The 26133-nt window shown below is 62.9% G+C and carries 33 protein-coding genes, 1 other RNA gene, 1 pseudogene and 1 riboswitch; of the genes and pseudogenes, 23 read left to right on the top strand and 12 right to left on the bottom strand.

Annotated features, from left to right (window positions below; all coding sequences use genetic code 11):
* Positions 1-165 precede the first annotated feature (165 nt).
* The 9 genes from ABIA70_RS02230 (at position 166) to ABIA70_RS02190 (ending at position 7204) form a co-directional block, all read left to right on the top strand.
* Positions 166-1488: a DUF3631 domain-containing protein gene (locus tag ABIA70_RS02230; protein WP_354145974.1), complete on the top strand. Its 1323-nt coding sequence runs from the start codon at positions 166-168 to the stop codon at positions 1486-1488.
* Positions 1485-1706, top strand: coding sequence for a hypothetical protein (locus ABIA70_RS02225; RefSeq protein ID WP_354145973.1), 222 nt, complete (start codon positions 1485-1487; stop codon positions 1704-1706). Before ABIA70_RS02230 ends, ABIA70_RS02225 begins: the two co-directional genes overlap by 4 nt.
* Positions 1703-1951 (top strand): hypothetical protein, encoded by a 249-nt coding sequence (locus ABIA70_RS02220; RefSeq protein WP_354145972.1) that lies wholly within the window; start codon positions 1703-1705, stop codon positions 1949-1951. The genes ABIA70_RS02225 and ABIA70_RS02220 overlap by 4 nt, the downstream gene beginning before the upstream one ends.
* Positions 1948-2172 (top strand): hypothetical protein, encoded by a 225-nt coding sequence (locus ABIA70_RS02215; protein WP_354145971.1) that lies wholly within the window; start codon positions 1948-1950, stop codon positions 2170-2172. The genes ABIA70_RS02220 and ABIA70_RS02215 overlap by 4 nt, the downstream gene beginning before the upstream one ends.
* Positions 2173-2376, top strand: coding sequence for a hypothetical protein (locus tag ABIA70_RS02210; protein ID WP_354145970.1), 204 nt, complete (start codon positions 2173-2175; stop codon positions 2374-2376). It abuts the gene before it with no gap.
* 10 nt (positions 2377-2386) lie between these two features.
* Positions 2387-3208 (top strand): hypothetical protein, encoded by an 822-nt coding sequence (locus ABIA70_RS02205; protein ID WP_354145969.1) that lies wholly within the window; start codon positions 2387-2389, stop codon positions 3206-3208.
* Positions 3209-3388: 180 nt separating this feature from the next.
* Positions 3389-3772 (top strand): hypothetical protein, encoded by a 384-nt coding sequence (locus tag ABIA70_RS02200; protein WP_354145968.1) that lies wholly within the window; start codon positions 3389-3391, stop codon positions 3770-3772.
* A 304-nt stretch (positions 3773-4076) separates the two neighbouring features.
* Positions 4077-6929, top strand: a complete 2853-nt coding sequence (locus ABIA70_RS02195; protein WP_354145967.1) for a phage tail tape measure protein — start codon at positions 4077-4079, stop codon at positions 6927-6929.
* 110 nt (positions 6930-7039) lie between these two features.
* Positions 7040-7204, top strand: coding sequence for a hypothetical protein (locus ABIA70_RS02190; protein WP_354145966.1), 165 nt, complete (start codon positions 7040-7042; stop codon positions 7202-7204).
* A gap of 118 nt (positions 7205-7322) precedes the next feature.
* On the opposite strand, the gene ABIA70_RS02185 is transcribed toward ABIA70_RS02190, so the two are convergent.
* Positions 7323-7637, bottom strand: a complete 315-nt coding sequence (locus ABIA70_RS02185; RefSeq protein ID WP_354145965.1) for a hypothetical protein — start codon at positions 7635-7637, stop codon at positions 7323-7325.
* A gap of 76 nt (positions 7638-7713) precedes the next feature.
* A complete protein-coding gene (locus ABIA70_RS02180) occupies positions 7714-7899 on the bottom strand; it encodes a hypothetical protein (RefSeq protein WP_354145964.1) in 186 nt (61 codons plus the stop codon).
* 24 nt (positions 7900-7923) lie between these two features.
* Between ABIA70_RS02180 and ABIA70_RS02175 the strand changes: the two are divergent.
* The 13 genes and pseudogenes from ABIA70_RS02175 to ssrA form a co-directional block, all read left to right on the top strand.
* A pseudogene (locus ABIA70_RS02175) lies at positions 7924-8886 on the top strand (TadA family conjugal transfer-associated ATPase); the annotation flags it as partial.
* Positions 8886-9740 (top strand): type II secretion system F family protein, encoded by an 855-nt coding sequence (locus tag ABIA70_RS02170; RefSeq protein ID WP_354145963.1) that lies wholly within the window; start codon positions 8886-8888, stop codon positions 9738-9740. The pseudogene ABIA70_RS02175 and the gene ABIA70_RS02170, both read left to right, overlap by 1 nt.
* Positions 9737-10678 (top strand): type II secretion system F family protein, encoded by a 942-nt coding sequence (locus ABIA70_RS02165; RefSeq protein WP_354145962.1) that lies wholly within the window; start codon positions 9737-9739, stop codon positions 10676-10678. The genes ABIA70_RS02170 and ABIA70_RS02165 overlap by 4 nt, the downstream gene beginning before the upstream one ends.
* Positions 10679-10832: 154 nt before the next feature.
* Positions 10833-11033, top strand: a complete 201-nt coding sequence (locus ABIA70_RS02160) for a hypothetical protein (RefSeq protein WP_354145961.1) — start codon at positions 10833-10835, stop codon at positions 11031-11033.
* 3 nt (positions 11034-11036) lie between these two features.
* Positions 11037-11480 carry a TadE/TadG family type IV pilus assembly protein gene (locus ABIA70_RS02155; RefSeq protein ID WP_354145960.1) on the top strand — a complete coding sequence of 148 codons (444 nt, stop codon included), beginning with the start codon at positions 11037-11039 and terminating at the stop codon, positions 11478-11480.
* Between the two features lie 157 nt (positions 11481-11637).
* Positions 11638-12030 (top strand): hypothetical protein, encoded by a 393-nt coding sequence (locus ABIA70_RS02150; RefSeq protein ID WP_354145959.1) that lies wholly within the window; start codon positions 11638-11640, stop codon positions 12028-12030.
* Positions 12031-12119: 89 nt separating this feature from the next.
* Positions 12120-12533 carry a pilus assembly protein TadG-related protein gene (locus ABIA70_RS02145; protein ID WP_354145958.1) on the top strand — a complete coding sequence of 138 codons (414 nt, stop codon included), beginning with the start codon at positions 12120-12122 and terminating at the stop codon, positions 12531-12533.
* 53 nt (positions 12534-12586) lie between these two features.
* Positions 12587-13705 carry a peptide chain release factor 2 gene (gene prfB / locus ABIA70_RS02140; RefSeq protein WP_354145957.1) on the top strand — a complete coding sequence of 373 codons (1119 nt, stop codon included), beginning with the start codon at positions 12587-12589 and terminating at the stop codon, positions 13703-13705.
* Between the two features lie 175 nt (positions 13706-13880).
* The gene (gene ftsE, locus ABIA70_RS02135; protein ID WP_354145956.1) at positions 13881-14693 is read left to right on the top strand and encodes a cell division ATP-binding protein FtsE; all 813 of its coding nucleotides are present in this window, start codon (positions 13881-13883) and stop codon (positions 14691-14693) included.
* The gene (gene ftsX / locus ABIA70_RS02130; protein WP_354145955.1) at positions 14690-15604 is read left to right on the top strand and encodes a permease-like cell division protein FtsX; all 915 of its coding nucleotides are present in this window, start codon (positions 14690-14692) and stop codon (positions 15602-15604) included. Before ftsE ends, ftsX begins: the two co-directional genes overlap by 4 nt.
* 27 nt (positions 15605-15631) lie before the next feature.
* Positions 15632-17059 (top strand): peptidoglycan DD-metalloendopeptidase family protein, encoded by a 1428-nt coding sequence (locus ABIA70_RS02125; protein WP_354145954.1) that lies wholly within the window; start codon positions 15632-15634, stop codon positions 17057-17059.
* A gap of 87 nt (positions 17060-17146) precedes the next feature.
* Positions 17147-17617: an SsrA-binding protein SmpB gene (gene smpB, locus ABIA70_RS02120; RefSeq protein WP_354145953.1), complete on the top strand. Its 471-nt coding sequence runs from the start codon at positions 17147-17149 to the stop codon at positions 17615-17617.
* Positions 17618-17723: 106 nt separating this feature from the next.
* Positions 17724-18092, top strand: a transfer-messenger RNA (tmRNA) gene (gene ssrA / locus ABIA70_RS02115).
* 118 nt (positions 18093-18210) lie between these two features.
* On the opposite strand, the gene ABIA70_RS02110 is transcribed toward ssrA, so the two are convergent.
* The gene (locus ABIA70_RS02110; RefSeq protein ID WP_354146573.1) at positions 18211-18786 is read right to left on the bottom strand and encodes an acyltransferase family protein; all 576 of its coding nucleotides are present in this window, start codon (positions 18784-18786) and stop codon (positions 18211-18213) included.
* Positions 18758-19180: an acyltransferase family protein gene (locus tag ABIA70_RS02105; protein ID WP_354145952.1), complete on the bottom strand. Its 423-nt coding sequence runs from the start codon at positions 19178-19180 to the stop codon at positions 18758-18760. Before ABIA70_RS02105 ends, ABIA70_RS02110 begins: the two co-directional genes overlap by 29 nt.
* Positions 19181-19446: 266 nt before the next feature.
* Here ABIA70_RS02105 and ABIA70_RS02100 point away from each other — a divergent pair, with 266 nt between their 5' ends.
* Entirely contained in the window at positions 19447-20433 is a 987-nt protein-coding gene (locus ABIA70_RS02100; RefSeq protein ID WP_354145951.1) for a S1C family serine protease, read from the top strand.
* A gap of 2 nt (positions 20434-20435) precedes the next feature.
* On the opposite strand, the gene ABIA70_RS02095 is transcribed toward ABIA70_RS02100, so the two are convergent.
* The 8 genes from ABIA70_RS02095 to hisN form a co-directional block, all read right to left on the bottom strand.
* A complete protein-coding gene (locus tag ABIA70_RS02095) occupies positions 20436-20570 on the bottom strand; it encodes a hypothetical protein (protein ID WP_354145950.1) in 135 nt (44 codons plus the stop codon).
* 104 nt (positions 20571-20674) lie between these two features.
* Complete coding sequence (locus tag ABIA70_RS02090; RefSeq protein WP_354145949.1) at positions 20675-21043, bottom strand: hypothetical protein; 369 nt, start codon at positions 21041-21043, stop codon at positions 20675-20677.
* An 85-nt stretch (positions 21044-21128) separates the two neighbouring features.
* Entirely contained in the window at positions 21129-21524 is a 396-nt protein-coding gene (locus tag ABIA70_RS02085) for a fluoride efflux transporter FluC (RefSeq protein WP_354145948.1), read from the bottom strand.
* Positions 21524-21928 carry a fluoride efflux transporter FluC gene (locus ABIA70_RS02080; RefSeq protein ID WP_354145947.1) on the bottom strand — a complete coding sequence of 135 codons (405 nt, stop codon included), beginning with the start codon at positions 21926-21928 and terminating at the stop codon, positions 21524-21526. The genes ABIA70_RS02085 and ABIA70_RS02080 overlap by 1 nt, the downstream gene beginning before the upstream one ends.
* Positions 21929-21939: 11 nt before the next feature.
* A complete protein-coding gene (locus ABIA70_RS02075) occupies positions 21940-22656 on the bottom strand; it encodes a metal-dependent transcriptional regulator (protein ID WP_354145946.1) in 717 nt (238 codons plus the stop codon).
* 26 nt (positions 22657-22682) lie between these two features.
* Positions 22683-23441 carry a class I SAM-dependent methyltransferase gene (locus tag ABIA70_RS02070; protein WP_354145945.1) on the bottom strand — a complete coding sequence of 253 codons (759 nt, stop codon included), beginning with the start codon at positions 23439-23441 and terminating at the stop codon, positions 22683-22685.
* A 93-nt stretch (positions 23442-23534) separates the two neighbouring features.
* Positions 23535-24962 carry an aminotransferase class V-fold PLP-dependent enzyme gene (locus tag ABIA70_RS02065; protein WP_354145944.1) on the bottom strand — a complete coding sequence of 476 codons (1428 nt, stop codon included), beginning with the start codon at positions 24960-24962 and terminating at the stop codon, positions 23535-23537.
* 36 nt (positions 24963-24998) lie between these two features.
* Positions 24999-25112, bottom strand: a riboswitch (SAM riboswitch).
* Between the two features lie 168 nt (positions 25113-25280).
* The gene (gene hisN / locus ABIA70_RS02060) at positions 25281-26093 is read right to left on the bottom strand and encodes a histidinol-phosphatase (RefSeq protein ID WP_131682648.1); all 813 of its coding nucleotides are present in this window, start codon (positions 26091-26093) and stop codon (positions 25281-25283) included.
* Positions 26094-26133: the final 40 nt, after the last annotated feature.

Below are 26133 nucleotides of genomic sequence, written 5' to 3'. Positions count from 1 at the left end.
TGCCCACTCCCGGCGGTGCACAGTGACAGATGACGAGATCCGCGAGTTCATGGCAGACGCTCCAGACGTCCGCACCACGGCCCGCCGCGCCCGGGAATGGATAGATGTACTGGCCTACAGGGCATCTCCCGCGTCCCATTACATACCGATGGCAGGGGATGGGCGATGACGATCCCCGATTACTTCCGCGCTGACACTTACGAGCCCGTCAGTTCCGCCGCTTACGTCAGTTCCGTCGGTTTGATTACAGACCCCCAATCCGTCGGTTCAACCGGTTCCGTCAGTTCCGTCGGTTCCATATCGGGGGTACTAACCGACGTGAGAGCCTGGCTCGCCCGGTTTGTCTGCGTCATGGATGACCTTGATTTGGACCTCCTGACACTTTGGGCAGCTCACACTCACCTTGCTTTTGAGACCTACACAACGCCGCGGCTCGTGCTGGATTCGTCCATGCCGGGATCCGGTAAGACAACAGTGCTGGAACACCTGTCCAGGCTCTGCCTGAGCCCCATACAGGCCGCTTCACTCTCATCCCCTGCTCTCCTTACCCGGATGCTCAACAAGTCCATGAGAACCATCCTCATAGATGAAGTAGACAGGTCCCTTGACCCCAAGAAGCCCGGCGTGGAAGACCTTATAGCCGTCCTGAACTCTGGCTACAAAAGGGGAGCAACCCGCCCCGTACTGGTTCCCAGTAAGGGAGGGGAGTGGGACGTAAGCGAGATGTCCACATTCTCACCGGTAGCGATGGCCGGCAACGCTCCAAACCTCCCAGACGATACCCGCTCACGCTGCATCCGCGTGCTACTCATGCCAGACCTTGAAGGACGCGTCGAATCCTCCGACTGGGAAGAAATAGAGGAAGAGGCCCAGGAACTCGGAAGACGCCTCGTAGAGGCAGCGGAAGAGTCGCGCGAGTTTGTGCGGACGGTACGCCCCGAACTCCCTGAGGGCTGCATAGGTCGCATCAAGGAACGTTGGAACCCCATCAAGCGGGTAGCCACAGCAGCGGGCGAGCATTGGGCCGCCATCGCTGACGAACTCATTAAGAGAGACATAGCGGAGGCAGAGATGGATAAAGAAGACGGAATCAACCACCTGCCCCCGGCTGTGATCCTCCTCAAGGACATAAGGGACGTATGGGACGGGAGTGACGCGTTCACCCCCTCAACAGTCCTCATTCACAAGCTGATTATGCACAACCCCGCCATGTGGAGTGAAGCCAGCAACTACGGCAAGGAACTGAACTCCCAGCGACTCGGCCGGATGTTGGTAACCGCGTTCAAGCTCCACTCAACCAGGCAGGGCGATTCCAAACGTGGATACTTCCGCAAGTCGCTCGAAAACGTGTGGCGTCGGATGGGCATGACTCCTCCAAAAGAAACCGACGGGACCGACGAAACCGCCAAGACCGACGGTTGCCCACTCCACCCAACACCAAAGCCAAACCTCTGCTTCACCTGCTCCAACCTTCAGGAGATCTCATGAATGACGCATTCCTCTCGGACCCGCGCATTGTCGCCGCGCTGGAACCCGACGTACTCACTTTCCTTCGCCAAAACCCGCCCCCGGCCGATGCCGACGCGGATACCCAGATAGGGCACTGGATGGGCGTCACCGCCACAGTCCTGACCAAAGTAACCGAGCTCAGCCAAGAGCTGGCACAGAGCCGGCAACGCGTCCGGGAACTCGAAGCCGACGCGTGACCAACCACAACGAAAAGGGAAAGCCGATGTTTATCAGCGCAGCCCGGTATTACGACCGAAACCTCAAAGACGCGCAGAACCTCAAGGCGCAGCCGGCACTGATAGAGGCACCCGACTGCGAACAGGAAGCCGGCGTCATCATTTGGGGCAGAAAAGACATTCGCGGCCTAATGCCCACTGCTGAGGCACTACGCCTAGCACTAGAGATAGTCGCGGCACTCGATGCCCACAAGGCCAAAGCATGAACCTCACGCCGTTCATCTCCTACCCGAACCGCTACTTGGAAAACGTGACGGGCTCCAGCAAGACGTACGCCCGCGCCGGAATCATCCAAGACACCCGCGGGAATGAAGCACCCTCCGTCGTGATCTTCCGGGCCAAGCAGTGCCTCGCCATCCTGACAGCAGAAGACGCAATCAGGCTCTCAAACGAACTCATCGACCAAGTAGAACGGCCAGTCATCTAAATGACCGAATGCACCTGCCTCGACATCAAGGCACTCATCCACTGCAACCTGACCCGCGGCGAAAACCCCTGCATCTCCACGACCGCGGAACCAGCCCCGGCGCCGGAAGCAACGCCCGAACCCCCGGCGCTCAACTCAGACGCCCTAACCAACTCACTCGCCAGCATCCTTGGCACCAACACCACCATTACCAACGAACTCTAGGGAGAATCACATGCCCATCATCGAAAGCCTCCACAACCTCCGCTCCAACATCGGCGCCGTCCTCGCAGCCGGCGGATCGGTCACCGCAGAATATGAGCGAATCGACAACCGCTGGACAGCATTCATGGACCGCGACAACAACGCCGCCTCACGCCTCGCCGCCGCGGTCATCGGCACCGAACCAGCCGAACAAGTCCACCTCCTGGCAGGGCTCGCACTCGCACAGCAGACAGGCCCGGTACAGATTGCAGCAGTAAACGAAGCAGTGGCCACAGAGGTCTACCCCGCCCTGCGCCTCGAATACAACAAGGTAGCCGCCACCAACTACGACGCACTACGGGAACGGTTCAACGCCACCGCCAAGGACTTCACAGCAGCATGCAACGCCGTAGACCCGGACGCCGAAGCTGAGGCCCTGATGGACGCAACAGACGCCCAGCGCAAAGCCTGGACAACCGCGGCAGTCCTCGCCCCCAAGCTCAGCGCACAGATCCCCGCACTCCTCACCGCAGCCAAGCTCGCCGGCACCATCATTACGGGCAACGATGACCAGCTCCCGCTCACCACCAACCCCGGCGAACAGCACCGCCGCCGCATATGGGAAGCATGGGACAGCACCGAAGGACGAGCAGGCAAGTGGGCTGCACTCATCAAAGCAGGGGCAACCATCGAAGCCCGTCCGCTCGAACAGTTCCGCAGCTACCGACGAGCAGCAGACATGGAGACGCGATACGTCCAGGGCGAGTGGGGTTATGGCCCCGTCGCAGTAGACCCCGAGGACAAGGACTACAAGCCCCAGACCACAGACGGCAAGACCATCGTCATGCGGTAGTCGCAGACCCACAGCCAAGGCGGCTGCGCCCAACACGCAGCCGCCTGGCACACAGGACACACAGGCGGGTACCGGGAGCCGACCGAGGCGCCTCCAAAAAAAAGACCGCCGGTGAGGTCAGCGGATTGCCGAGTGATCCCCGGGCCCCGTTTTTTCAAGCACTTTCGATAGGAGATAGATATGGCTGGTAAGCCAACCGCCCCCGCGGATTTGCGGGCGAGCGGTAAGAAGCTTTGGCGGGAAACGCTGAACGATTTTGACCTCACAGGACCGGAATTGCGGTTGCTTTTGGAGGCTTGCAGGACTGTCGATGAGCTGGAGATCCTCCGGGCGGCGATTCTTGACGGCGATTTGATCACGGTTGGCAGTACCGGCCAGCCTGTCGTTTCCCGCGTGTATGACGAGATCCGCAAACACCGCGATTCCCTGGCGAAGACGATAAGCGCCCTCGCCCTTCCGGCTGAGGATGATTCCAAGCCTCAGACCGTGGCTCAGATCAGGGCACAGAAGGCTAATAACAGCCGGTGGGCGGCTCACCGTAATGCCGTGGCAGTTCATGGCTAGGCGCCGCGCTCCGGAGCCTGTAACGCACGCTCTTGAGTCAGATCCGCGCCGCATTACGCAGCAGGTTTTACCCTCTCCCCGCGGTGACGTCAGGGCATGGTTCAAGGGCGGCGCTTGCTACCGCGTGAACATTGCCGGCGTCACTTACGGATGGGGAGAGGGCCCCAACGTTTGGGCCGCTGTCCTGGATGGCAGTTTCCGGCCCAACGATTATGGCAAACACAACAAAGGAAAGTAGGACACCATCGCAGATAGAAGCGTATCAATAGCGATCGAGGCGAAAGTAAGCAATTTCGTCTCCAATATGCGGACGGCGCAGAAGGCGACCAGTGATTTTGCTGATCGCACGGCGGCGTTCGCTCGGGACAATGAGCAGAACTTGGACCGCGTCGGTAAGGCGTCAATGGTTATGGGCGGCGCCTTGCTCGCGGGCATAGGGCTCGCGGTAAAGGCGGCGTCCGAATTCGATTCGGCAATGTCAGAGGTTCAATCCTCAGTCAAGGGCACTTCCGCAGAAATGGAAATGCTGCGTGAGGCTGCTATTAGTGCCGGCGCTGACACCGCGTTCTCTGCCAAGGAAGCCGCGCAGGGTATTGACGAACTGGCGAAGGCTGGCGTGGCCACAAAGGATATTCTTGGCGGCGGGCTCGCGGGCGCACTGTCACTCGCCGCGGCTGGATCTCTCGACGTTGCTGAGGCAGCAGAAATTAGCGCGTCGGCGCTCGTTCAGTTCGGGCTCGCGGGAGAGGATATCCCTCACCTTGCGGACCTCCTCGCGGCCGGTGCAGGCAAGGCGCAAGGTTCCGTTCAGGACATGGGCGCGGCACTGAATCAGGCGGGCCTTGTGGCGGCGTCTACGGGGCTCTCAATCGAAGAGACCACTGGCGGGCTCGCAGCATTCGCCTCTGCGGGCCTGTTGGGTTCGGACGCGGGAACGTCCTTCAAGTCCATGCTTCAGCGCCTCACGCCCCAGTCCAAAGAGGCTGAAAGCATGATGAAGGAACTGGGCATCTCCGCCTATGACGCCCAGGGGAACTTCAAGGGCCTTGAGGCATTCGCCGGGAACCTGAAGACCTCGATGAAGGACCTGACTCCGGAAGCCCGTAACGCGGCTATGGGAGTCATCTTCGGTTCGGATGCAGTTCGGGCCGCGAACGTCCTTTACGAGCAGGGCGCCAAGGGTATCTCTGACTGGACGGACAAGGTAAACGATCAGGGCTATGCCGCCGTAACGGCATCGATCAAAACCGACAACCTCGCGGGTGATATCGAAAAGCTGGGAGGCTCGTTCGATTCCGTGCTTATCAAGAGTGGCTCTGGTGCCGCAGAGTCCTTGCGCGGCCTTGTACAGGGCGCTGAGGACCTAGTAGACGCCATAGGCAAGATCCCCGCCCCCGTCCTGAATGCAGGCGTAGGAATCGCGGGAATTGCTGGCGGCGCTCTCCTACTCGGCGGGGTCGTAATGTCGGCACTCCCGAAGCTCATGGAGTTCCGAACATCCATGCAGGATCTCGCCACGGCCTCACCCAAGGCGGCCAGTGGTATTTCCAAGGTAGGGAAGGCTGCGGGCGGCGCGGTCGGTGCTCTGGTAGCCCTCCAGATCGCGGCGGCAGTATTCACGGAGAAGCACACCAAATCCGCAGAGGACTACGGGCAGGCGATTCTCAAGGTTGGGAAAGCTGCGGGCTCGGTCAATGCGGGTTCTGGGCTCGACTCCATCTTCGGGAATTACGACGTCGCGCTCGGCCAGTCCGTCAGCAACATCGACAACCTTTCCGACGCAGTCAGCCGACTGACAAACCAGAACTTCAATGACGCCGGCAATAAGCTATTTGATCCGATTCTCTCCTTCCTCACCTTCCCCAAGGGCGAGATCTCGCAGCTTGAAGCCAGGCTTGATGGCCTAGGCAACGAGATGGGGAACCTTGCTAAGAACGGTGCTGGCGAGACAGCGGCGAAGTCCTTCCAAGCCCTGACTAAGGAGTTTGAACGGAACGGCAAGGGTGCGAAGGAAGCACTGGACGCGCTGCCAGGCTATAGGGATGCTCTTATGGGGCTCGCCACTCAGGCAGGCGTCACTCTTGAAGGTCAGGACTTGCTCGACTTCGCCATGGGTAAAGTCCCCGCGTCCATGCGGGAAGCAGCAGGCGCAACGGAAACATTCACCAACGCGGCAGGGCAGGCTAAACCCGTAACTGAGGACATGGCCAAGGCTCTTGAAGAGGTAGGCATCGACGCAGCCGGCGCGATCGTCAACCTCGACAACTTCGCCCAGTCCCTCCTGAATGCGGGGCTGTTGCAGCTCAGCGCTAGGGATGCTGCACGTGGCTTCCAGGAGTCCATAGACAGCCTCTCAGCGTCGGTCATTAAGAACGGGATGACGCTGGACACCAACACGGAGCAGGGCCGCGCTAACGAGGCTGCGCTGGATGCTATTGCCGGGGCGGGTATCCGGGTTGTGGACTCCAACGCCAAGGCGGGTGCCAGCGAGGAATCGCTTCAGGCTAATCTCGCTGACACTTATAACGCGCTCATTGCGGGCGCGGGGCAGCTTGGGATTACCGGGCAGGCGGCTGTAGACCTTGCAAGGGACGTTCTGAAGATCCCGCCGGGCGTGACGATTGAGGCGTGGATGAAGGATCACGCTTCGGCGCAGCTCGATTCAATCAAGGGCAAGGCGGACGACCTCGACGGGCGCCGCGTCTCCATGCTGATTGAGACGATCAACAAGCAAGTCAACATGTCAGAAAACAGGGATGACCCTTCCATGGTTGGGCTCGATCCTGCACGGCACGCAACCGGCGGGCGGGTCTACGGGCCCGGAACACCGACCTCCGACTCAGTGCCGGCGCTCCTGTCGAAGGATGAGTTTGTTATCAAGGCATCCGCGGCCAAGGCAATTGGCTACGGGAACCTTGAACGCCTGAACGGCGGCGACACACAGCCGCTCAGGGCTGGCACGCTGTACGCGCCGGCGAGCGCACCGGCTCGCCAGGCATCGGCACCATTGTCCGGCGCCATGGGTGACATGACCGTGTACGTAACCAACCCCTTTACGGGCGAGGAAGTACAGGGAATCGTCCGCAGCGCCGCTAGTTCAGCGGTGAATGCCGGGATGAACGGCGTTGCCGCCATAGCAGGAGGCCGCGCCCGGTAGACCGCAAACGAAAATAGCCCCGGACCTCATAAGGGGTCCGGGGCCTCTTCATGTCGCACTCCGCCACTATGCTGGGCGGTGCAAGCATCATCCACAACAGGGGGTATTTCATGGCTACGTTTGAAATCAACGGCGGAACCAATTCACAGCGCAAGGTAGAGGCTGAGAAGTACGGCATCAACGACGGCTATTTCCACTTCACGACAGATGCAAAGGGCCGGGTTCTGTCGATAGCAGTCGAGCGGGTCGCATCGGTTGAGCGCGTGAACGATTAGGAACTAATCCGGCCTCCGATAGAAGGCTGACCCGTCTTTCGACTGAAACGCAAGAAACCCCCACCCGGGATATTCCCGGGTGGGGGTTTCTTTTTGTGTGGGAAACAGCGCAGGCGTGCTAAATCAGCGCGGCTATCTGCGCCAGTGCCTCAGCGATCTTTCCGGCCTCTGCGCCCTTCAGGGCATTGTCTCCGTCGCCATCAACATAGAACGTCACGCCATCTTCAAGGGTCCAGTGGCTTGTGACCTTCCAGCCGTCGCCCTCGAACGTGGGGCCGGAGAATGTGGCCCAGTCTTCCGTGCTGGATGAGTCCTTCGTAAACCCTGCCGGCGGCGTGGTGAACTCGATCAAGCGCTCAGTCGCGGTCTTGCCCTGGGCTTCTGCCTGGTTACCGAGTTCGCGGACAGTGGCGGGAGTGGTGATTTTTTCCATGACTGAGACCTGTTTCTGTTTTGTTGTTCCCGTCCCCCAGCGGGACGAGGTTAGCCTAACGGCTGGGTGAGACTATTTAGCGTTCGGTGACTCGGATGTCTTCAGGGTGAAGCTGTTCCCGGTGCCCGTCCTCGAAGGTGACCCAAACGCCATACCTGGTGACTCGCCAGACCTTACCTACAGGCCCGTCAGTGTTGCCCATCATGCCGACGAACTGCACGCGCTTGCCGGCGAATCTGGCTTTCATCTCTTCGAGCGTCATGAAAGAAACGTATATTGAAATAAATCCCCCAACGAGATATACGTGGCGAGAAACGGCGAGTCAGAGCTGACCTCCCTTAGCCTCACCGACCAACAGGTGCGCGACCTCGTGGAGCGCATGCTCAAGAGTTCCGGCCGCCGCTTGGACATGTCTTCCCCGTTCGTCGACGCCGCACTGCCGGACGGATCACGGCTCCACGTCGTCATTCCGGACGTCACACGCCGGCACTGGGCCGTAAACATCCGGAAGTTCGTCGTGAAAGCCAGCCGGCTTGAGCATCTTGTAGAGCTGGGGACATTGACCCCGCAGGCCGCCCGCTTCCTCGGGGCCGCAGTTTCCAGCGGACTGAACATCCTGGTCTCGGGTGCCACCCAGGCAGGCAAGACCACCATGCTCAACTGCCTCGCCGCGAGCATCGGCAGCCGTGAACGGGTCATTACTGTTGAGGAAATCTTTGAACTTCAGTTCCCGCTCCGCGACGTGGTTGGCCTCCAGTGCAGGCAACCCAACCTGGAGGGCGAGGGTGAGATTCCGCTGCGCCGGCTTGTAAAGGAAGCGCTGCGGATGCGCCCGGACCGCTTGGTAGTGGGCGAAGTTCGGGAGGCGGAAAGCCTGGACATGTTGATCGCCCTAAATAGTGGCCTGCCCGGGATGTGTACCGTCCACGCAAATTCTGCCCACGATGCCGTCACCAAGATCTGCACGCTCCCTTTGCTCGCAGGCGAAAACATCTCAAGCGCGTTTGTGGTCCCAACTGTGGCTTCCTGCATCGACCTGGTGGTCCACTGCAGCCGTCACGCCAACGGCCGACGCCAGGTGACTGAAATACTGTCCCTCGGCCGGCGCGTGGAAAACGGCATCATCGAATCGTCCATGATCTTCGCCATGGCGGAGGGCCAGCTTCAGCCGCGGGCCAACTCGATGCCGGCCCCTGAAAAGTTCGCACGCGCAGGGTACGACGTCGCGGCGCTGCTGGAACCGCGCTGATGGCACCTTTCTTGGGGGTGCTGGCCGGGACAGGGCTTTTCCTGATCTGGTGGTCCTTCTGGGACAAGCCGCCAGCGGTAAGCCGCGGCCCGAAGGTCAGCCGCCTTCAGGACCTGCTGGCCTCCGCGGGAATTGAAAAGGTAAGCGGTACGGGCCTCGTTGCCACATGCCTTGGACTGGGCCTCTTCGTTGCGCTCGTTTTCTTCGTGGTCAGCCGGTCGTGGCCAATCTCGGTGTGCTTCGGACTGTTCGGTGCCTGGCTTCCCATTAGCGTGGTCCGCTGGCGCGCCGCGAGGAGGACCGCTGTGCTGAGACAGCTCTGGCCGGACGTGGTTGACCATCTGCGTTCCGCCATCCGCGCCGGACTTTCCTTGCCGGAGGCTCTTATCCAACTGGGGGAAAAGGGCCCGGAGGAGTTGCGGCATGTCTTCCGGGATTTCGGCGCGGACTACCGTGCCGGCGGCCAGTTCGATGCCTCCATCAACAGGCTCAAGGACAGGTTGGCCGATCCGGTGGCCGACCGTATCGTCGAGGCCCTCAGGCTGGCCCGCGAAGTGGGCGGCTCGGACCTGGGGAAGATGCTCGGAACCCTGGCCGAATTCCTGAGGGAAAATGCCCGCACCCGCAGCGAACTCGAGGCACGGCAGTCCTGGACCGTGAACGCCGCCCGGCTCGCCGTTGCCGCTCCGTGGATCGTCATGATGCTCCTGGCCACACGGCCAGAGGCAGTGAGCGCGTACAACACCCCCGTCGGAGCGGGCGTCCTTTTGGGGGGCCTCGTCATATCGCTGTTTTGCTACTCCATCATGCTCCGCATCGGTGCCCTTCCTCGGGACGAAAGGGTGCTCCGATGAACGGAATCTCTGCGGCGGCCGTAATCTGCGGCATCGTGCTCGGGGTGGGGCTTTGGCTGGTGTTCGTTCGGTTGCCTTTCATGCGTCCCCTCACATTCGTCGAGCGCATCGAGCCCCAGCTGAAGTCACAGAACCTTGAATCGCGGCTGCTGCGTCCGAGCGGCCAGAACGCCACCCCGTTCGGGCCTCTGGAGCGGATATTGCGCCCACTGCTACGTGACGGCCTCACTGCGTTGGGAAAGCTGAACCTTGGTTCGAAGGCGCTGAACCGCAGGCTTGCGCAGGCCGGTATCAACAAAACGCCGGTGGATTTCCGGGCCGAGCAACTTCTCTGGGCGGCGGCCGGGTTCGCTGCAGCGTTGGCCGCAGTAATCCTTGGCGCGGTCGCTGGCCGGTTCAGTCCCTTCCTGGCTGTGGTGGCGGTCCTGGGAAGCGCACTGGGCGGTTTCCTCTTCCGCGACTACTGGCTGGGCGTCCAGATCAGCAGGCGGGAGACGCGCATGATGGCTGAGTTCCCCAGCCTCGCCGAACTCATGGCTCTGGCCGTCGGCGCCGGCGAAAGCGCCACGGGCGCCCTTGACCGCGTTTGCCGCAGTGCGCATGGGGAACTGGCCAAGGACTTCGCCAAAATCCTCGCCGAGACCAGGGCCGGGAAACCCCTCGTGGAAGCACTCCACGAATTCTCCGCCCGGACCGACCTCGGCCCGCTCGTACGATTTGTCGACGGCGTCATCGTCGCCGTGGAGCGGGGCACTCCTTTGGCAGACGTGCTCCGGGCTCAGGCCCAGGACGTCCGGGACACGGCCAAACGCGACCTCATGGAATCGGCCGGAAAGAAAGAAATTGCCATGATGGTGCCGCTTGTTTTCGGAGTCCTCCCACTGACGGTGGTATTTGCCGTGTTCCCTGGTATCGCTGCAATCAGCCTGGGCCTGTAGCCATGGCGGCGCCAAGCAGTCACTTCCTCGGACAACCACTTAGCCATCTCCTGACCACGAATAACTCACACACTGAATGGGACTGAAAATGAAGAACCTGGGAATCTCGAGCCGCTTTTTGTTCCTCGCACTTTTTGCGGGTGCATGGTCCTTGATGAGCGCACCTCTACGGCACCCTGAATCCGTCCGGGAAAATACAAACGCCTTCCCCCAGGACCATCCGGAACGCGGCGACGTTCCGGGGTGGGTAATGATCACGCTCATGTCCGCCGTCCTCGTGGCGGGACTCCTGGCCCTCGCGGGCCCTGCCCTCGAAACCATGTTCAACCAGGCAATGGACCGGGTCGGAAAGTAGCGTATGCCTGAGTCCAGCCAGTCCGGTCCCGGCCGGTCCTGCCCCCATCAGCAGGGGCGCGTGCGCCCGGGCTTGGGCAGGGACGAACGCGGCTCGGCTGTGGTGGACTTTGTTCTGGTTGGCGGTCTGCTCACCATGTTCTTCCTGGCAATCATCCAGCTCACGCTCGTCCTGCACGTCCGAAATACGCTCATCGACGCCGCTGCTTCCGGTGCGCGCTACGGGACTCTGGCCGATCGGGGAGCCTCGGATGCGCAGGAACGGGCGTCCGCGCTGATCGGGGCGGCCCTGAACCCCGACTTCGCCCAGGACATCAGCACATCCGAAGTGACCTTCCAAGGTCTGCGGACGCTGGAGGTGACCATCAAGGCTCCCATGCCCGTTATCGGACTCATCGGTCCCCGGGACCTGCTGGAGGTGAAGGGACATGCGGCCATCCAGCCCTAAGGGCCTGCTTTCCTGCCTCGCCCGCAGGTTCGACGAGGCCCTCTGCCGGAGCCGTCCACGACTCCGTCTCCAGGTGCCGGCGGCCGGAGCAAACCATCCATCAGGGCCGCTGGCTCAAGACAGCGTTATCGTCAGGCCCAATGAAGAGGGGAGCGCGGTGGTCGAATTCACGTTCCTGGCCCTCCTCCTGATGGTCCCCGTCGTGTACTTCATCATCACCATCGGCCAGCTTCAGGGAGGGTCCTTCGCCGTTGTGGGTGCGGCTGACCAGGCAGCAAAAGTCTTCGTGGCGCAGCCGGATGCGAAGTCGGCCCACGCCGCGGCGGAGCAGGCGGCCGTCATCGCGCTCGCGGACTTTGGCCACGAAGCCGGCCGGGCGCGGGTCTCTACCCGTTGTGAACCGGCCGACTGCCAGTCCCCGGGCACGGCAGTCACCGTCACAGTGAATCTCACCGTGACGCTGCCGTTCGTCCCGTTCAGTGATGACTTCAGGCTCAGCGCGAGCGAAGTTGAGGCATCGTCCACCCAACTGGTCGGCAGGTTCCGGTGACCCCGGCCGCGACTGCCCCGCAGAGTCCCAGGCAGACTCCCAGGCAGGGACCCCAGCCCAACCCCAGGCAGACCAACGATGACGGCCAGATGATTGTGCTGATCATTGGCTACGTCACGCTTGCCCTGCTGGTCGTCACTGTCGTCATCGGCATCTCCAGCGTTTACCTGGAACACAAGCGGCTTTTGTCCCTGGCCGACGGAGCTTCGCTTGCCGCCGCCGACAGCTACACCCTCGGCGAGGTCGCGGGCGACCACGGGACACCCTCCGCGGTGCTGGGTTCCGGACGGGTCCGCAGCGTGGCGGCGGACTTTATCGCCCGGAGCCCGTCGTCGGCCAGGTTCGACCAGTTGGGCGTTTCAGCGGCGACCGGCAGCCCCGACGGGTCCACCGCCGTCGTGGTTCTCACCGCGGCTGTCCACCCTCCGGTGGTGAACTTCCTGGTGCCGGACGGTATCAGGATCGAGGCGGTTTCCACCGCTCGTTCGCGGCTCACCCGGTGAGCGGACACGGGGGAGTCGGGCCCTTCAGCTGGATAGCGTAGGCTTAAACAACCATGGCCACTATTGATTTTCCCGCAGAAATCCGCGCTCTTCGCGCCACCTACACCTCCATCGAACGAGTCAGCGATGTCGAGGCACTGAAGGAAGACATCGCTGAACTGAGCGAGCGCGCCGGCGAACCGGACCTGTGGGACGACCCCGCTGCGGCCCAGAAGATCACCTCGCGGCTCTCGCACCGCCAGTCGGAGCTCGAGCGGCTGAACAAGCTTGCCTCCCGGATCGACGATCTGGAGGTTCTGGTGGAACTGGGCCAGGACGAGGACGACGCCGACTCCATGAGCGAAGCCGCCGCCGAACTCGAGTCCATCAAGAAGGCCCTGAAGGAACTCGAAGTGGTGACGCTGCTTTCGGGCGAGTTCGACGAACGTGAAGCTGTGGTATCCATCCGCGCCGGTGCCGGCGGCGTGGACGCTGCGGATTTCGCTGAAATGCTGATGCGCATGTACCTTCGCTGGGCCGAACGCCATGGCTACCCCACCACGATCATGGACACGTCCTACGCTGAGGAAGCCGGGCTCAAGTCCGCCACTTTTGAAGTCAAGGCCCCCTACGCGTTCGGCACATTGAGCGTCGAAGCCGGAACACACAGGCTGGTGCGGATCAGCCCCTTCGACAACCAGGGCCGCCGCCAGACGTCCTTTGCTGCCGTCGAAGTGATTCCGCTCATCGAGTCCACAGACTCCATCGACATCCCGGATAACGAGATCCGCGTTGACGTCTTCAGGTCCTCCGGCCCGGGTGGCCAGTCGGTCAACACCACGGACTCAGCGGTGCGCCTCACGCACATCCCCACGGGCACCGTGGTGTCCATGCAGAACGAAAAGTCACAGCTCCAGAACCGCGCTGCAGCCCTGCGCGTCCTGCAGTCCCGTCTGCTTCTCCTTAAAAAGGAGCAGGAGGACGCTGACAAGAAAGCATTCGCCGGTGATGTCAAGGCTTCCTGGGGCGATCAGATGCGTTCGTACGTTTTGAATCCGTACCAGATGGTCAAAGACCTGCGCACCGAACATGAGGTGGGCAACACCTCTGCCGTGTTCGATGGCGAAATTGACGACTTCATCGACGCCGGGATCCGCTGGCGGACGGACAACCGCAACGCAGACAAGTCGTAGCTGACACGCACGCTCACCGGGCCTGATCCGGCGACACACCCCCGGATCCCCCGAAAACCGGCGAAAAGACTGCGTATAGTCGAGGAGCCGGAGCTCTACTTCCCCCAAACGAAAGCCCGCGCGCCGGCTGCAGATCTGGGCTGCATAAGCCATGCCCTGCAGGGTATTTAGGGCCATGATCCGATTCGAAAATGTCACCAAGGTCTACGACCAGACAGCCCGTCCTGCGTTGGACGATGTCAGCCTTGAAATCGACCGTGGTGAGTTCGCATTCCTCGTGGGCGCCTCCGGATCCGGCAAGTCCACGTTCCTCCGGCTTGTGCTCAAGGAGGACAGAGCCTCCTCAGGTGCCGTATACGTGGCCGGGCAAAACGTCGCCAAGATCTCCAGTTGGCGCGTGCCCAGGCTTCGGCGCGGAATCGGCGTGGTGTTTCAGGACTTCCGCCTCCTTCCGCAGAAGAACGTGTTTGCCAACGTTGCCTTCGCGATGCAGGTCATCGGCAAGAGCCGGAGCGTCATCCGCGACACCGTCCCTGAAGTTCTTAAGACGGTGGGCCTGGAGGGCAAGGAGCGCCGCATGCCCCACGAGCTCTCCGGCGGTGAGCAGCAGCGCGTTGCCATAGCCCGCGCGGTGGTCAACCGGCCCGGTATCCTGCTTGCTGACGAGCCCACCGGCAACCTGGACCCCACTACCTCAATGGGAATCATGGGCGTGCTGGACAAGATCAACCAGAACGGCACCACCGTGGTCATGGCCACGCACGACGACGACATCGTCAACGAGATGCGCAAACGCGTGGTGGAACTGAAGCACGGCGTGGTCATCCGCGACGAGGCCAGGGCGCTTTACACCTCCATGATTCCGGTGGTGGGCCAGTCCCGCCGGCTCAAGGATGCCAGCGGCCGGGATGAGACGCCGCCGGCTCAACCGGACCGCCACAGGGACACCGAGCCGGACCGCCGGGATGCAGGGGAGGGGCAGCGATGAGGCTCGCTTTCATACTGGGCGAAATCGGCAGCGGCCTTCGCCGCAATGTCTCCATGGTCGTTTCCGTCATCCTGGTCACCTTCGTCTCCCTGACCTTCGTGGGCGCGGCCGGCATGCTGCAGCTGCAGATCAACCAGATGAAGGGCTACTGGTACGACAAAGTCCAGGTTGCCATCTTCCTCTGCAGCGACGGTTCGACGGCGGCAGGTTGCGCCACCGGTCCGGTCACCCCCGAGCAGCAGGAGAACCTCAAGACGCTCCTGAAGTCACCCGCGGTGGCCCAGTACGTCAACGATTTCCAGTTCGAGTCCAAGGACGAGGCCTACAAGCACTTCAAGGACCAGTTCTCGAATTCACCCATCGTTGATTCGGTGACGCCGGACCAGCTCCCGTCCTCCTTCCGGATCAACATGAAGGATCCGGAAAAGTACCAGATCATCAGTGAGACATTCTCGTCCCAGCCCGGCGTCGAGACTGTCATTGACCAGAGGCAGCTGCTGGAGCGGCTGTTCTCGGCCATGAATGCGGCATCCCTTGTGGCCGTCAGCATCGCCGGCGTGATGATCATCTGCGCCGTCCTCCTTATAGCGACGACTATCCGGCTGTCCGCGTTCAGCCGCCGCCGGGAGACAGGGATCATGCGCCTGGTGGGCGCGTCCAAGATGGTGATCCAGCTGCCGTTCATCCTCGAAGGCGTCATTGCGGCCGTGGTGGGTGCCGCACTGGCATCCGGGACGCTGTGGGCCGTGGCGCACTTCTTCCTGGGCGAGTACCTGTCCAAGCAGTATCCGGACACCGCTTTCATCTCACCGGGCCAGACGCTTATCCTTGCGCCCGCTTTGCTGATCCTTGGCGGATCTTTGGCTGGTATTTCGTCCCTCTTGACCTTACGCAGATATTTGAAGGTTTAGGCTGTGCAAACCGAACAAGGAATCCCTATGAACGTATTGCACCGAACTACGCCCCGTCACCGGGCAGAACGCCGACGTCCGGCGGGCCGCCTCAGCGGCATGCTCAGTGGCGTCCTGGTACTTGTCCTCGCCGCCAGCCTCGGCGCCTCAGCCCCTGTGGCGCGGGCCGATGAACTGGAAGACAAGCAGGCCGCCCTTAAAGCGGAGGCTGCGCGGGTGCAGCAGTCCCTAGAGTTCGTGGATTCCCGGATCGCAAAGGCCGCCGGCGACCTGGTGATTTACCAGGGCCAGTTGCCCGGTGCCCAGCAGGCACTTCTGGAAGCGCAGGGCCGGGTGGCAAGCGCGGTCAAGGAAGTTGAAGCGCTGACGACGCGCGTTGACCTCGCGCAGCAGAACAAAGCGAAAATCACCCAGCAGCTTGAGACCGACAAGCAGAAAATCGCCGACACCAAGAAGCTGATTGGCCAGATCGCCACCCAGGCCTACAAGTCCGGCGGCGTACCCTCGAACCTGACTCTGTTCTTTGGGGCGAACAACGGCGGAAGCCTGACCGAGACGATGGACCTGGCCGACCAGGCCATGCGCAGCCAGAACGCGGCCATGGACAAACTGTCCCAGCAAAGCGCAACCAACGTGAATTCCCAGGCCAGGCTTGAAGCCGTTGAGGTTGAAATCAGGGACCTGAAGGCCAAAGCTGACGCCGCATTGGAGCGGGAGAAGGCGGCCCGTGACGAGGCAGAGGCACGGAAGGCCCAGGTCGACCAGTTGATCGCCGACACCACCCGCCTTGACGCTGAGCTGCAGGCTGCCAAGCCGGGCATTCAGAGCCAAATGGCCGCGGTTGAGGCCAGCCAGAACGCCGTAGCCAACGAGATCGTAGAACGGGACCGCCGGCTCCGTGAAGCCTGGGAAGCCGAACAGCGGCGCCTCGCAGCAGCCGCGGCAGCTGCAGCGGCAGCGGAGGCCGCCGCCCGGAACCAGCCAGCGCCGCCGCAGGCGAGCTACACACCGGTGACAGGTTCGCCGTCGGCCTTTGGCCTGCGGCATCCGTTCTCCGGCGACGTTCCCATCACGTCGGGCTTCGGCTGGCGGGCCACCCCGCCGGGAACCATCGATTTTTACGGCTCCGGCGGCTACATGCACACCGGCATCGACTTCGGAGCAGGGTGCGGCACTCCCGTGTACGCCGCTGCGGCCGGTGAGGTTTTCTCCTCCGGCTGGAACTCCTCCGACGGCGGCGGGTTCCGGGTGAAGCTCTCCCACGGCGTGGTGGAGGGCAACTCGCTGACCACCATCTACTATCACAACGCCAGCGTGGTGGTATCCAACGGCCAGCAGGTTTCCCAGGGACAGCTCATCGCCTACTCGGGAAGCACAGGTAACTCGACCGGATGCCACTCGCACTTTGAGACCTGGCTCAACGGCGCCGCTGTTGACCCGATGCGGCTGCTTTAGGGACGGTCCGCCCCTGCCGTACACTGGTATGACTCCGCGCCGGACTGGCCGGAGTGAACCAGGATTCAAGAACTGAGGAGTTCCGCCGTGCCCAAAGAAAGTGGCCGAAAAGTGGTGGCCACCAACCGGAAGGCCCGGCACGACTACCATGTGCTTGACACCTACGAGGCCGGCATCGCCCTCATGGGGACCGAGGTCAAGTCCCTGCGCGAAGGCCACGCCTCTATGGTTGATGGCTTCTGCACCTTCTACAACGACGAGTTGTGGATGGAGGGCATCCACATCCCGGAATATAACCAGGGGAGCTGGACCAACCACTCGGCACGCCGCCGCCGGAAGCTGTTGCTCCACCGTGAGGAGCTCAACAGGATCTCGTCCAAGATCCGTGAGTCCGGTTTCACCGTGGTTCCGCTGCAGCTGTACTTCCTGGACGGGCGGGCCAAGGTGGAAATCGCGATTGCCCGCGGTAAGAAGGAGTACGACAAGCGCCAGACGCTGCGCGAGCAGCAGGACAAGCGTGAGTCGCTGCGCGAGCTGCGGGAGCGCAACCGCCGCTAGCCCGGACTTGCCCGGGAATGATCCGGGGCACCTGATGCGTTATGATTAATAGTCCGGCAGGGTTTTCCGAGCAATCAAAGGCTCAGCCGGTTTGATAACAAAATATGGGGATGATCGGTTTCGACGATGTTAGTCGCGACAGGTGAAGCGGGTCGAGGATGCAGAATTATCTCGTAAACGCTGTCTGCAAACCAATAAGTGCCAAAGCAAAAAGCACTGACTTCGCTCTTGCTGCCTAAGCAGTAAGACAGTCCGTCAGCCCGAGGTTGCTATTGCCCCGGAAACTGGCGTCATTTAGATAGCCACTGCTGCTTACCTCCGTCATCGGGGTGAGCGGGACTCTTAGATGACTGGGCCCGGATCAGCCTCCTGTTTGCAAGAGGGCTGGGGCCGAGAAAATCCAACGCAAACTGCGCCCGGAGAAGACCTGTTAACACGACATCGGACGGGGGTTCAATTCCCCCCATCTCCACCTCTGAGGTGAGTCGGGACATCCTTCACGGATGTGTCGGGCCACCGGTTGCACCCCGGTCTTCGGACCGGGGTGTTTTTCTTTGCCCGGATTTCGTCGAAGAGCGGTCCCGCGGCGCGGCTTAGACCGGCTGCCGGTGGCGCGCAGCCGTCTTGGCCTGCGGACGGCGAAAGAGGAAACTGAGCCCGCATTTCTTCAGGAGGTACTCCAACCCAGTGCATGCCAAGGCGACGGCCGCGGTCAGGGCGAGTGGGTAGATGAAGGCCATCGTGACTGAGTTTGCGATGACCGGGGCGGCCGGACCCAGTGGGCCATGGAAGGCGAGGACGATGCCGTCCATGACCGGGACGTGCAGTACGTAAATGCCCAGCGTTCGCTTTCCGACCCACGAACCCGCCGCGGCTATCCCACGGTTCCTGGTCAGTGCACTGATTACCGCGACGAGGGCCACGATGGCTGCCAGGCCCCTCAGGATGAAGAGCGCCTGATCGACAACAGGGTTCAGGTCCAACGCAAGCGATATTCCTGACAGCCCAAGGAAGAGCGGGATCGCCACTGCTGCGTGGACCAATTTGCGGACCTCGGCAATGCGGATCAGAAGCGCTTTTCCGTAAACTCCGAGGGCGAAGAAGAAGGCGAGTTCGGGGACCTTGGTCCACTGGCCGGAATCACTGCCTTGCGTCAGGACCGTGATCATCCTCACGGCCGCCAGCGCGGGGAGTCGCCCCGGTCATTGCAGCCGGGATACTAAGCAATGCGTAAACGAGCAGCCACACGGCGTACAGGTAGTAGTTGGTCAGGCTGGCACTGAGCGCCTTTCCATTGCCGAACCCGTTCCGGATCTTGGATGCAGCAAGCATCCCGGATACAGCAAGAAGAAGGGGCATCCGCACGGAGCCCAGCGCAATGGCCACCGTTTCCCACAGCGGGAAGGCGATGCTGCCGGCGTGCTCGAATTTCAGGAAATGCCAGTATCCGACGTGAAACAGAACCACAGCAATGACACAAAGCCCGCGTGCAGCGTCAATCCACTCGATCCGGGACGAGGCTGCGGGCCCGGAATGAATTGTGCCCTTCTGCCCCAAGGTCATGATCAAATCTAGCAACGGGATCCGCGGGTTTTTCCTGCTGCCGGGCACTTAGGGGGGATAGGTACCCCCCAAATTGTGATGCCTGGGATCTACCTTTGGCGGTGCCCAGGAACCATTCAAACCCCAGCAACCAGGCCCGTTGCCAGGGACGCCATCTTCGTTCACCTATGGCGTAACACCTCCGGGACTAGCCGCGCGGCCGCCGTCGTTGTACGCCGTAGGACCCAAGCGCACCTGCCGGGTCCGGTAACACCAGGAGGAGCGCCATGGACCAGCTGCGCAAGCCCAGTCCACCCCCGGCGGCCGACGACGGACCGCTGGACTTTTACTCCGAGACGGTCATGCGGGTGGCCGACACCGTCACACCCCACGTTGCGGCCATAGAAATGACCGGAAACCGCCGGAACGGACGCTTCCGCGTCGGCGCCGGCTCTGCTGTCCTCTTCACAGAGGACGGCTACCTTCTGACGAACTCACACGTCGTGGCGGGCACGCACCATGGCCACGCCGCGTTTGCGGACGGCAGCCGGACCGACCTGGAACTGGTAGGGGTGGACCCCTTGTCCGATCTCGCGGTGGTCCGCGGCAAGGCACCGAAGGTGGCCCCGGCACAGTTCGGCGACGCCGAGACGCTCCGCGTGGGCCAACTTGTCATCGCGGTGGGCAACCCCCTGGGGCTGGCAGGATCAGTGACCGCAGGCGTGGTCAGCGGTTTGGGCCGGGCCATTCCAGTATGGTCGGGCGGAAACCGGCGGGTGATCGAGGACGTCATCCAGACCGACGCGGCACTCAATGCCGGCAGTTCCGGTGGTGCCTTGGCCGATGCGCACAGCCGCATCGTGGGAATCAATACGGCGGTGGCCGGCGCCGGGCTGGGCCTGGCCGTACCGATCAACGCCACCACCCGGCGCATCATCTCAGCCCTGCTGAAGGACGGCCGCGTCAGGCGCGCCTATCTAGGTGTTGTCAGCACACCCATCCGCCTCAATGCCAGTGCCGTGATCAGGACGGGCCAGCGGGACGGGCTTAGGGTGGTGGAGGTTCTGGCTGGTTCCCCGGCCGACCACGCAGGCCTGCAGGCGGGGGACATCATCATGACAGCCGGAAGCCGCCCCGTCAGCAACGCGGAAAGCCTGCAGAAGCTGCTGTTCGCCGATGCAATCGGCCAGCACCTGCAGATCAGCGTCCTGAGGGACGGCAAGGAACTGAATCTGGCGGCCGTCCCGGAAGAGATGGCTGAGAACGGCGGGTAAAGCTACCGGCGCTTCTTCAGGTGGGCTACAGGGTCCTGCGCACCTTCGGGGCTCTTGGCCTTCTTCTCGGCGCGTTTTTCCTTGATGGTCTTAACCGGCTTCTTCGACAGGTTCTGGTGGGGTGTCTTGTCAGGCATGGCGTGCTCCTTACAGCAGGGGGACGGGCTGCGTCCCTCTTCGTAAAATACGCCTTTTTGTGCCCGAATGTAATGCCCTGAACGGGTACGGAATCAGCCCTGGATCAGTCCGGAACCGGGACGTCCGCGATGCCCACAAAACGGGTGCCGACGCCGTCGAACTCGCTCCTGATAAAGCCTTGCCGCACCTGCGGAACTTCACCGGGCGCATGGTGCCCGCAGATCACATACGTGAATTCCGGCCACCACTTTTTAGGGCGGGCCGCTTCTTCGTAGCCGCAGACGGCACATTCCAGGTGGACCCAGACCGGGCGCTTGCCCGTCCGGTTCGCCCGTGACTGGGTCAGCCAGGCCGGGGGATTGTCCAGGATTTCGCCCAGCTCGGCTTCGGTCAGGCGTTTGGGGATGCCATGGCGCTGCGCCATTTCCATCGGTACATCAAGGGCAATTGCCGCGTCGCGTCTGCTAATCATCACAGTCAACGATACGGGACCGCGCCAAACCAGCTAAGCGGTAAACGAACGACGACGGCGGCACCGCGCCTGGGGGAATTTTCAGCTAGGAAGCGATGGCGATGCCCAGGGCCGCAGCCGCGAAACCGGCGGCCAGGTTGGCGCCCACGTTGAGGGCCGCTGCGCCGAACCGCGACTCGCTCAGAAGCCGGACCGTCGCCGTCGTCCAAGAGCTGAAGGTGGTCAGCCCGCCGGCGAGCCCGGTGGCGACGGCCAGCTGCCATGCAGTGTCCAAACCGAGCCGCCCGGTAATACCGATGGACAGTCCGATGATGAGGCACCCGCCGACATTGACGATCAGCGTGGCCCACGGCCAGTGCCGGGGCCTACCAGCGGAGTCGACGGCGGCGCGGCGTCCCGCCCGGTGGGCGAACCAGCTGTCGACGGCGAAGCGCAACAGGGCGCCGGCCATCCCGAATACTCCCACGAGGACAGCAGTCATCATGAGACCACCGTCAGCCGGTCAGCCACCAGCCGCCCCGTCCGCCAGCCGCCAGCCGCGGCACCCAGACCGAGCAGAAGGGACAGCGCGAGGTAGGAGATCCACACGGGATGCCCGCCCGCCCGGGCCAACTGGTCCACGGAGAACACCACCGCAGAGAACGTGGTGAACGAGCCCAGCAGGCCCGGCCCCAGGCCCGCGCGAAGCCAGAAAGCCGTGGCCGGCCTGGCGATCCAGAGCGTTGTGAGAACGGCCAGCACGAAACTCCCCGTCACGTTGATGCCCAGCGTGGTCCAAGGGACCTGGCCGGCTGATTCAGGGAAAACCAGTCCCAGGCCGTAGCGGAGTTCCGTGCCGGCAAATCCACCCAAAGCAACTGCCAGCCATGCCCGCCAGTCAGGCATTCCGGCGATTCTCATGAGGCAGGTACAAGGACACAGCCCGCGTGGGCGTGGTCACTGTGAACCCACAGCGCCGCCGTCACTTCATCCGCCAGATCGTAATCCCGGCTCCTGCCGGCGTGGCGGATCCGCACCATCAGGGCGCCGCCAAACGGCCTGCGCCCCAGGACCTCCACCTCGGCGTCGAGGTCTATTTCCTCCGCCGCCAGGTATCGCAGCAGGTCCGGATTCTCGTCGCTGATGCGCGTGATCCTGCCAGTGTGGCCCTCATCGAGTTCAGCCAACAGGTGGGCGGGAGGCAACAGCACCGTGCCGTCTGCCGAGGGGATGGGGTCGCCATGCGGGTCCCGCTGCGGGTTGCCCAGCTTGGTGGCCATCCGCTCAATGAACGTGTCAGACACCGCATGCTCGAGCAGTTCGGCTTCATCATGGACTTCGTCCCAGCTGTAACCGAGCTCCTGCACAAGGTAGGTTTCGATCAGGCGGTGGCGGCGCACCATGGAAAGCGCAAGCCGAACGCCGGCAGGTGTCAGGGTGATGGCGCTGTATGGTTTATGGTCCACCAGCCCCTGGTCCTTGAGCTTGCGCACCATTTCCGAGACCGATGAGTTCGCAACGCCCAGGCGCTGTGCCAACTGCGAGGACGTGATGGGTTTGGCCTGCCACTCCGTAAAGCCGTATATGACCTTGACGTAGTCCTCGATGGAGGAGGAGGGCGCGCTGGTCTTCACCCCCCAAGCCTACCTGCTGGCGGGCATCACACCCTGGCTGCCCGCCATGTCAGGGTCAGATACGGCAGGCTGATGTCTTCGTCGGCATCGTGTCCCAGATGTTCGTGGAGATACCAGTCGAGGTTGGCCAAGACCTTGCCGCGGATTGCCTCCGTGGCACGCAGGTAATAGCTGCGGGACATCGTCAGCTCCATGATGTCCGCAGTGCTCAGGCTGTCCTCCCACCGGGTGACATGACTCTCGAGGCCTTCAAACCCGGGCCCCACTACCGGCCGGAAACCAGGCTTGTACACATCGCCTGCGTGCATGATGCGGGATAGCCGGTGAACCCAGGGAATGGACGTGTCGAGCTGGTTCCAGATCAGCCCCAGCGTTCCACCGGGCCGAAGGATCCGTGCCAGTTCCGTGCTAGCGGGCAGCGGATCGCACCAGTGCCACGCCTGCGCAACGCTGACGACGTCGAACGCAGAGTCCGGGAGCCCTGTCGCCTCTGCTGTCCCTTGGATTATGGACACCTCAGGGTATTGGGCGCGCAGCTGTTCAAGCATGTCCCCGGAGGGGTCCACCGCTGAGACCGTGAGGCCGCGTTCCAGCAGGAGGGCGGTGAACTTGCCCGTGCCGGCGCCGACGTCCACGGCGTCCCTGGCCCCGGCCGGGATCAGCCAGTCCGCTGATTCGCCGGGGTAGCCGGGGCGTACCCGCTGGTAGTGTTCCCCGCCAGCCTCGAAGCTCTGGCCGAGCTCCCGGCGGCGGCTGTGGTCAAGCCTGGGGCCACCCCGTGCCACGTGCGGCCTCCTTCAACTGATGCCCATGGGTATCCTTCGAATTTACCGCATGGGACCGCAGCCGCCTGATCGTGGCCTGCTGATCAGGAAAGCTCAGTCATCAAGGCACGGTGCCGCACCGGCGGTGCCGGGTGTGTTCGGCGCCCACTCCGGGTACGTGCGGGTGTCGTTGGCCGGAACCCAGCGACCTGAATCCACCACGTAATCCCAACCGAGGCCCGTGCTTCGGAGCTGCTCAATGCCGGCCAGCAGTCGCTGTGCGTCCTCAAGCCGGGACCCCACTCCAAAGCTCGCCCGCAGCGATCCCGAGGGAAGTCCGAGGCGCTTCAGCAGCGGGTGCGCGCAGAAGCGGCCATCCCGGAGGCCGACGCCGTGCTCGGCCGAAAGATAGGCAGCCACCAGTCCCGCATCGTAGCCGGCAACTGAGAAGTTCACGACGCCGATGGTGCCGGTTTCGGCGTCCGTGTCTGAGAAGATCTGGTGGACAGTGACGCCGTCGATTTTCTGCAGTCCTTCCACCAGGAAAGCCCTGATGGCTGATTCGTGGGCGTGCCAGCGTTCCTGATCCAGTGATGCGAGCACCTGGGTAGCGCGGGCCAGCGTGGCCGCACCCAGGACGTTGGGGGAGCCGCCCTCGTGCCGGGCGGGGCCCGTGGCCCAGCTGACGCCGTCGAGCCGTGCCTCACGGACGGCGCCGCCGCCGGCGAGGTGGGGCTTGCCGGCGTCGAGCCAGTCCGTCCGGCCCACCAGCACACCGGCGCCGAACGGGGCATAGAGCTTGTGGCCGGAGAAGACCACGTAGTCGATACTGTCAGCGGTGATGTTGATCCGGCGGTGCGGAGCGAGCTGGGCGGCGTCCACCACAATCCGGGCCCCGAACTCGTGGGCCAAGGTGGCCAGGGTTCTGATGGGGAGAATTTCGCCGGTGACATTGGATGCGCCCGTGACGGCGAGGAGGCTGACGCTTCCCTGCTCAAATTCGGCACGGAGCGCCGCGATGGTCCCCGCGATCGTGTCGGCGGCGACGACGCTGCGGTGCGGGACACCCTGCCACGGCAGGAGGTTGGCGTGGTGTTCGATGTCGAGGTAAAGCACATCGCCGGTTGGCCGTCCATCCGTCAGCGGAAGGCAGCCGGCCAGCAGGTTCAGCGAGTCCGTGGTGTTCCGGGTGAAGATCACGGAGTCGTCCGGGCGGCCGCCCACAAAGCTACGCACGACGTTCCGGGAGTTCTCGTAGACCGAGGTGCTGATCTGCGAGGCATAGCCGGCGCCGCGGTGGACGCTGGCGTAGAACGGCAGGATCTCGTTCAGGTAGGCGGACACCACGGAGAGGGCCGGTGCCGATGCGCCGTAATCCAGGTTGGCGTAACGGATGTGGCCGCCCTGGATCAGCGGCGCCTGGATTTCAGCGCCGGTGACGGCGGACAGGGGGCGCCCGGCGATGGCGAACGGATCGCCGAAAGCGGAGTTGGGTGTGCGAACAGGGGAAACGGCATGGGGGGAGACAGTGGCAGTTGTCACGGAGACCTCACTTTGAAAGGACGCCCGGTGGCCGGGAATCCGCGCTTGCCGGGTCCGTTCCGGACCGGCCTGGTCGTCACCCGGGGCACCCCACCGCGAATGGAGGGTTGCCGGCCAGCAAACCGGGGTTTAGCGCTGGCACTCGTGACCTGTTAAGAGCGTAGGACATCTCCTCGGCCGGGAAAAAGCCCGGACGAATGTTAAGGGCTTTGTTACGCGCATTTGGGTGGTCCCTGCTTTGTCCGAAGATACGACGGCGGACGCCCCCTTGAGGAGGCGCCCGCCGTCGAATGTTCGGAAAAAGGCTCCTGAACCGGACTAGAGGAGATCGTCCAGATCCGGATTCAACCGCTTGAGGACCTCGGAGTGCAGGATGGAGTTCGTGGCCAGGGCGTTGCCGCCGAACGGCCCGTCCACGCCTTCGAGCGAGGTGAAGCGGCCGCCGGCTTCCACCACAATGGGGACCAGCGCAGCCATGTCGTACAGGTTCAGCTCAGGCTCGCAGGCGATGTCCACGGAACCTTCGGCCACCATGCAGTAGGACCAGAAATCGCCGAACGCGCGCGTGCGCCAGACGTCCTCGGTCAGGCCCAGGAAGTCATCGAGGTTGCCGCGCTGCTTCCAGCCGCCCAGGCTCGAATAGGAGAGTGAGGCATCTGACAGCTTGGAGACGTCCGAGACACGGAGCCGGGTGGCGGCCGCGAGCGACCGGCCCATGTAGGCACCGGCGCCTTTGGCCGCCCACCAGCGCTTCCCCAAGGCGGGTGCACTGACCACTCCCACCACCGGTTCGCCTTCGTCTACGAGGGCGATCAGCGTTGCCCAGACCGGAACGCCCCGGACAAAGTTCTTGGTGCCGTCAATCGGATCAATGATCCAGCGTCGGGACCCGTGACCGGAGCTGCCGAATTCCTCCCCGAGCACGGCGTCGCGGGGACGCGAGCGGGAGAGCTGGCCGCGGATGGCTTCCTCGGCGGCTTTGTCCGCGTCGGTGACCGGCGTCAGATCAGGCTTGGTCTCGATGTGCAGGTCCTGTGCCTTGAAGCGGCTCATGGTCTGGTCATCCACGGAATCGGCCAGCACATGGGCCAGGCGCAGGTCATCGTTGTAGCTCGAAGCGGGTTGGATCATGGTTACAAACTACCGTCTTCCGGCTGCTGAGCCGGGGAGG

It is taken from the genome of Arthrobacter sp. 754 (assembly GCF_040548695.1).
Taxonomy (GTDB): domain Bacteria; phylum Actinomycetota; class Actinomycetes; order Actinomycetales; family Micrococcaceae; genus Arthrobacter.
The sequence above is the reverse complement of the archived record's forward strand: the minus strand, read 5'-3'. Positions and strand labels throughout refer to the sequence as shown.

What these genes read in the sequence shown, in the direction of transcription:
- ABIA70_RS02230 (WP_354145974.1), top strand. Translation starts at nt 166, where the DNA reads ATGACGATCCCCGATTACTTCCGCGCTGACACTTACGAGCCCGTCAGT.
- ABIA70_RS02225 (WP_354145973.1), top strand. Translation starts at nt 1,485, where the DNA reads ATGAATGACGCATTCCTCTCGGACCCGCGCATTGTCGCCGCGCTGGAA.
- ABIA70_RS02215 (WP_354145971.1), top strand. Translation starts at nt 1,948, where the DNA reads ATGAACCTCACGCCGTTCATCTCCTACCCGAACCGCTACTTGGAAAAC.
- ABIA70_RS02210 (WP_354145970.1), top strand. Translation starts at nt 2,173, where the DNA reads ATGACCGAATGCACCTGCCTCGACATCAAGGCACTCATCCACTGCAAC.
- ABIA70_RS02205 (WP_354145969.1), top strand. Translation starts at nt 2,387, where the DNA reads ATGCCCATCATCGAAAGCCTCCACAACCTCCGCTCCAACATCGGCGCC.
- ABIA70_RS02200 (WP_354145968.1), top strand. Translation starts at nt 3,389, where the DNA reads ATGGCTGGTAAGCCAACCGCCCCCGCGGATTTGCGGGCGAGCGGTAAG.
- ABIA70_RS02195 (WP_354145967.1), top strand. Translation starts at nt 4,077, where the DNA reads ATGCGGACGGCGCAGAAGGCGACCAGTGATTTTGCTGATCGCACGGCG.
- ABIA70_RS02190 (WP_354145966.1), top strand. Translation starts at nt 7,040, where the DNA reads ATGGCTACGTTTGAAATCAACGGCGGAACCAATTCACAGCGCAAGGTA.
- ABIA70_RS02185 (WP_354145965.1), bottom strand. Translation starts at nt 7,637, where the DNA reads ATGGAAAAAATCACCACTCCCGCCACTGTCCGCGAACTCGGTAACCAG.
- ABIA70_RS02180 (WP_354145964.1), bottom strand. Translation starts at nt 7,899, where the DNA reads ATGACGCTCGAAGAGATGAAAGCCAGATTCGCCGGCAAGCGCGTGCAG.
- ABIA70_RS02170 (WP_354145963.1), top strand. Translation starts at nt 8,886, where the DNA reads ATGGCACCTTTCTTGGGGGTGCTGGCCGGGACAGGGCTTTTCCTGATC.
- ABIA70_RS02165 (WP_354145962.1), top strand. Translation starts at nt 9,737, where the DNA reads ATGAACGGAATCTCTGCGGCGGCCGTAATCTGCGGCATCGTGCTCGGG.
- ABIA70_RS02160 (WP_354145961.1), top strand. Translation starts at nt 10,833, where the DNA reads ATGAGCGCACCTCTACGGCACCCTGAATCCGTCCGGGAAAATACAAAC.
- ABIA70_RS02155 (WP_354145960.1), top strand. Translation starts at nt 11,037, where the DNA reads ATGCCTGAGTCCAGCCAGTCCGGTCCCGGCCGGTCCTGCCCCCATCAG.
- ABIA70_RS02145 (WP_354145958.1), top strand. Translation starts at nt 12,120, where the DNA reads ATGATTGTGCTGATCATTGGCTACGTCACGCTTGCCCTGCTGGTCGTC.
- prfB (WP_354145957.1), top strand. Translation starts at nt 12,587, where the DNA reads ATGGCCACTATTGATTTTCCCGCAGAAATCCGCGCTCTTCGCGCCACC.
- ftsE (WP_354145956.1), top strand. Translation starts at nt 13,881, where the DNA reads ATGATCCGATTCGAAAATGTCACCAAGGTCTACGACCAGACAGCCCGT.
- ftsX (WP_354145955.1), top strand. Translation starts at nt 14,690, where the DNA reads ATGAGGCTCGCTTTCATACTGGGCGAAATCGGCAGCGGCCTTCGCCGC.
- ABIA70_RS02125 (WP_354145954.1), top strand. Translation starts at nt 15,632, where the DNA reads ATGAACGTATTGCACCGAACTACGCCCCGTCACCGGGCAGAACGCCGA.
- ABIA70_RS02110 (WP_354146573.1), bottom strand. Translation starts at nt 18,786, where the DNA reads ATGATCACGGTCCTGACGCAAGGCAGTGATTCCGGCCAGTGGACCAAG.
- ABIA70_RS02105 (WP_354145952.1), bottom strand. Translation starts at nt 19,180, where the DNA reads ATGACCTTGGGGCAGAAGGGCACAATTCATTCCGGGCCCGCAGCCTCG.
- ABIA70_RS02100 (WP_354145951.1), top strand. Translation starts at nt 19,447, where the DNA reads ATGGACCAGCTGCGCAAGCCCAGTCCACCCCCGGCGGCCGACGACGGA.
- ABIA70_RS02095 (WP_354145950.1), bottom strand. Translation starts at nt 20,570, where the DNA reads ATGCCTGACAAGACACCCCACCAGAACCTGTCGAAGAAGCCGGTTAAG.
- ABIA70_RS02090 (WP_354145949.1), bottom strand. Translation starts at nt 21,043, where the DNA reads ATGATTAGCAGACGCGACGCGGCAATTGCCCTTGATGTACCGATGGAA.
- ABIA70_RS02085 (WP_354145948.1), bottom strand. Translation starts at nt 21,524, where the DNA reads ATGACTGCTGTCCTCGTGGGAGTATTCGGGATGGCCGGCGCCCTGTTG.
- ABIA70_RS02080 (WP_354145947.1), bottom strand. Translation starts at nt 21,928, where the DNA reads ATGCCTGACTGGCGGGCATGGCTGGCAGTTGCTTTGGGTGGATTTGCC.
- hisN (WP_131682648.1), bottom strand. Translation starts at nt 26,093, where the DNA reads ATGATCCAACCCGCTTCGAGCTACAACGATGACCTGCGCCTGGCCCAT.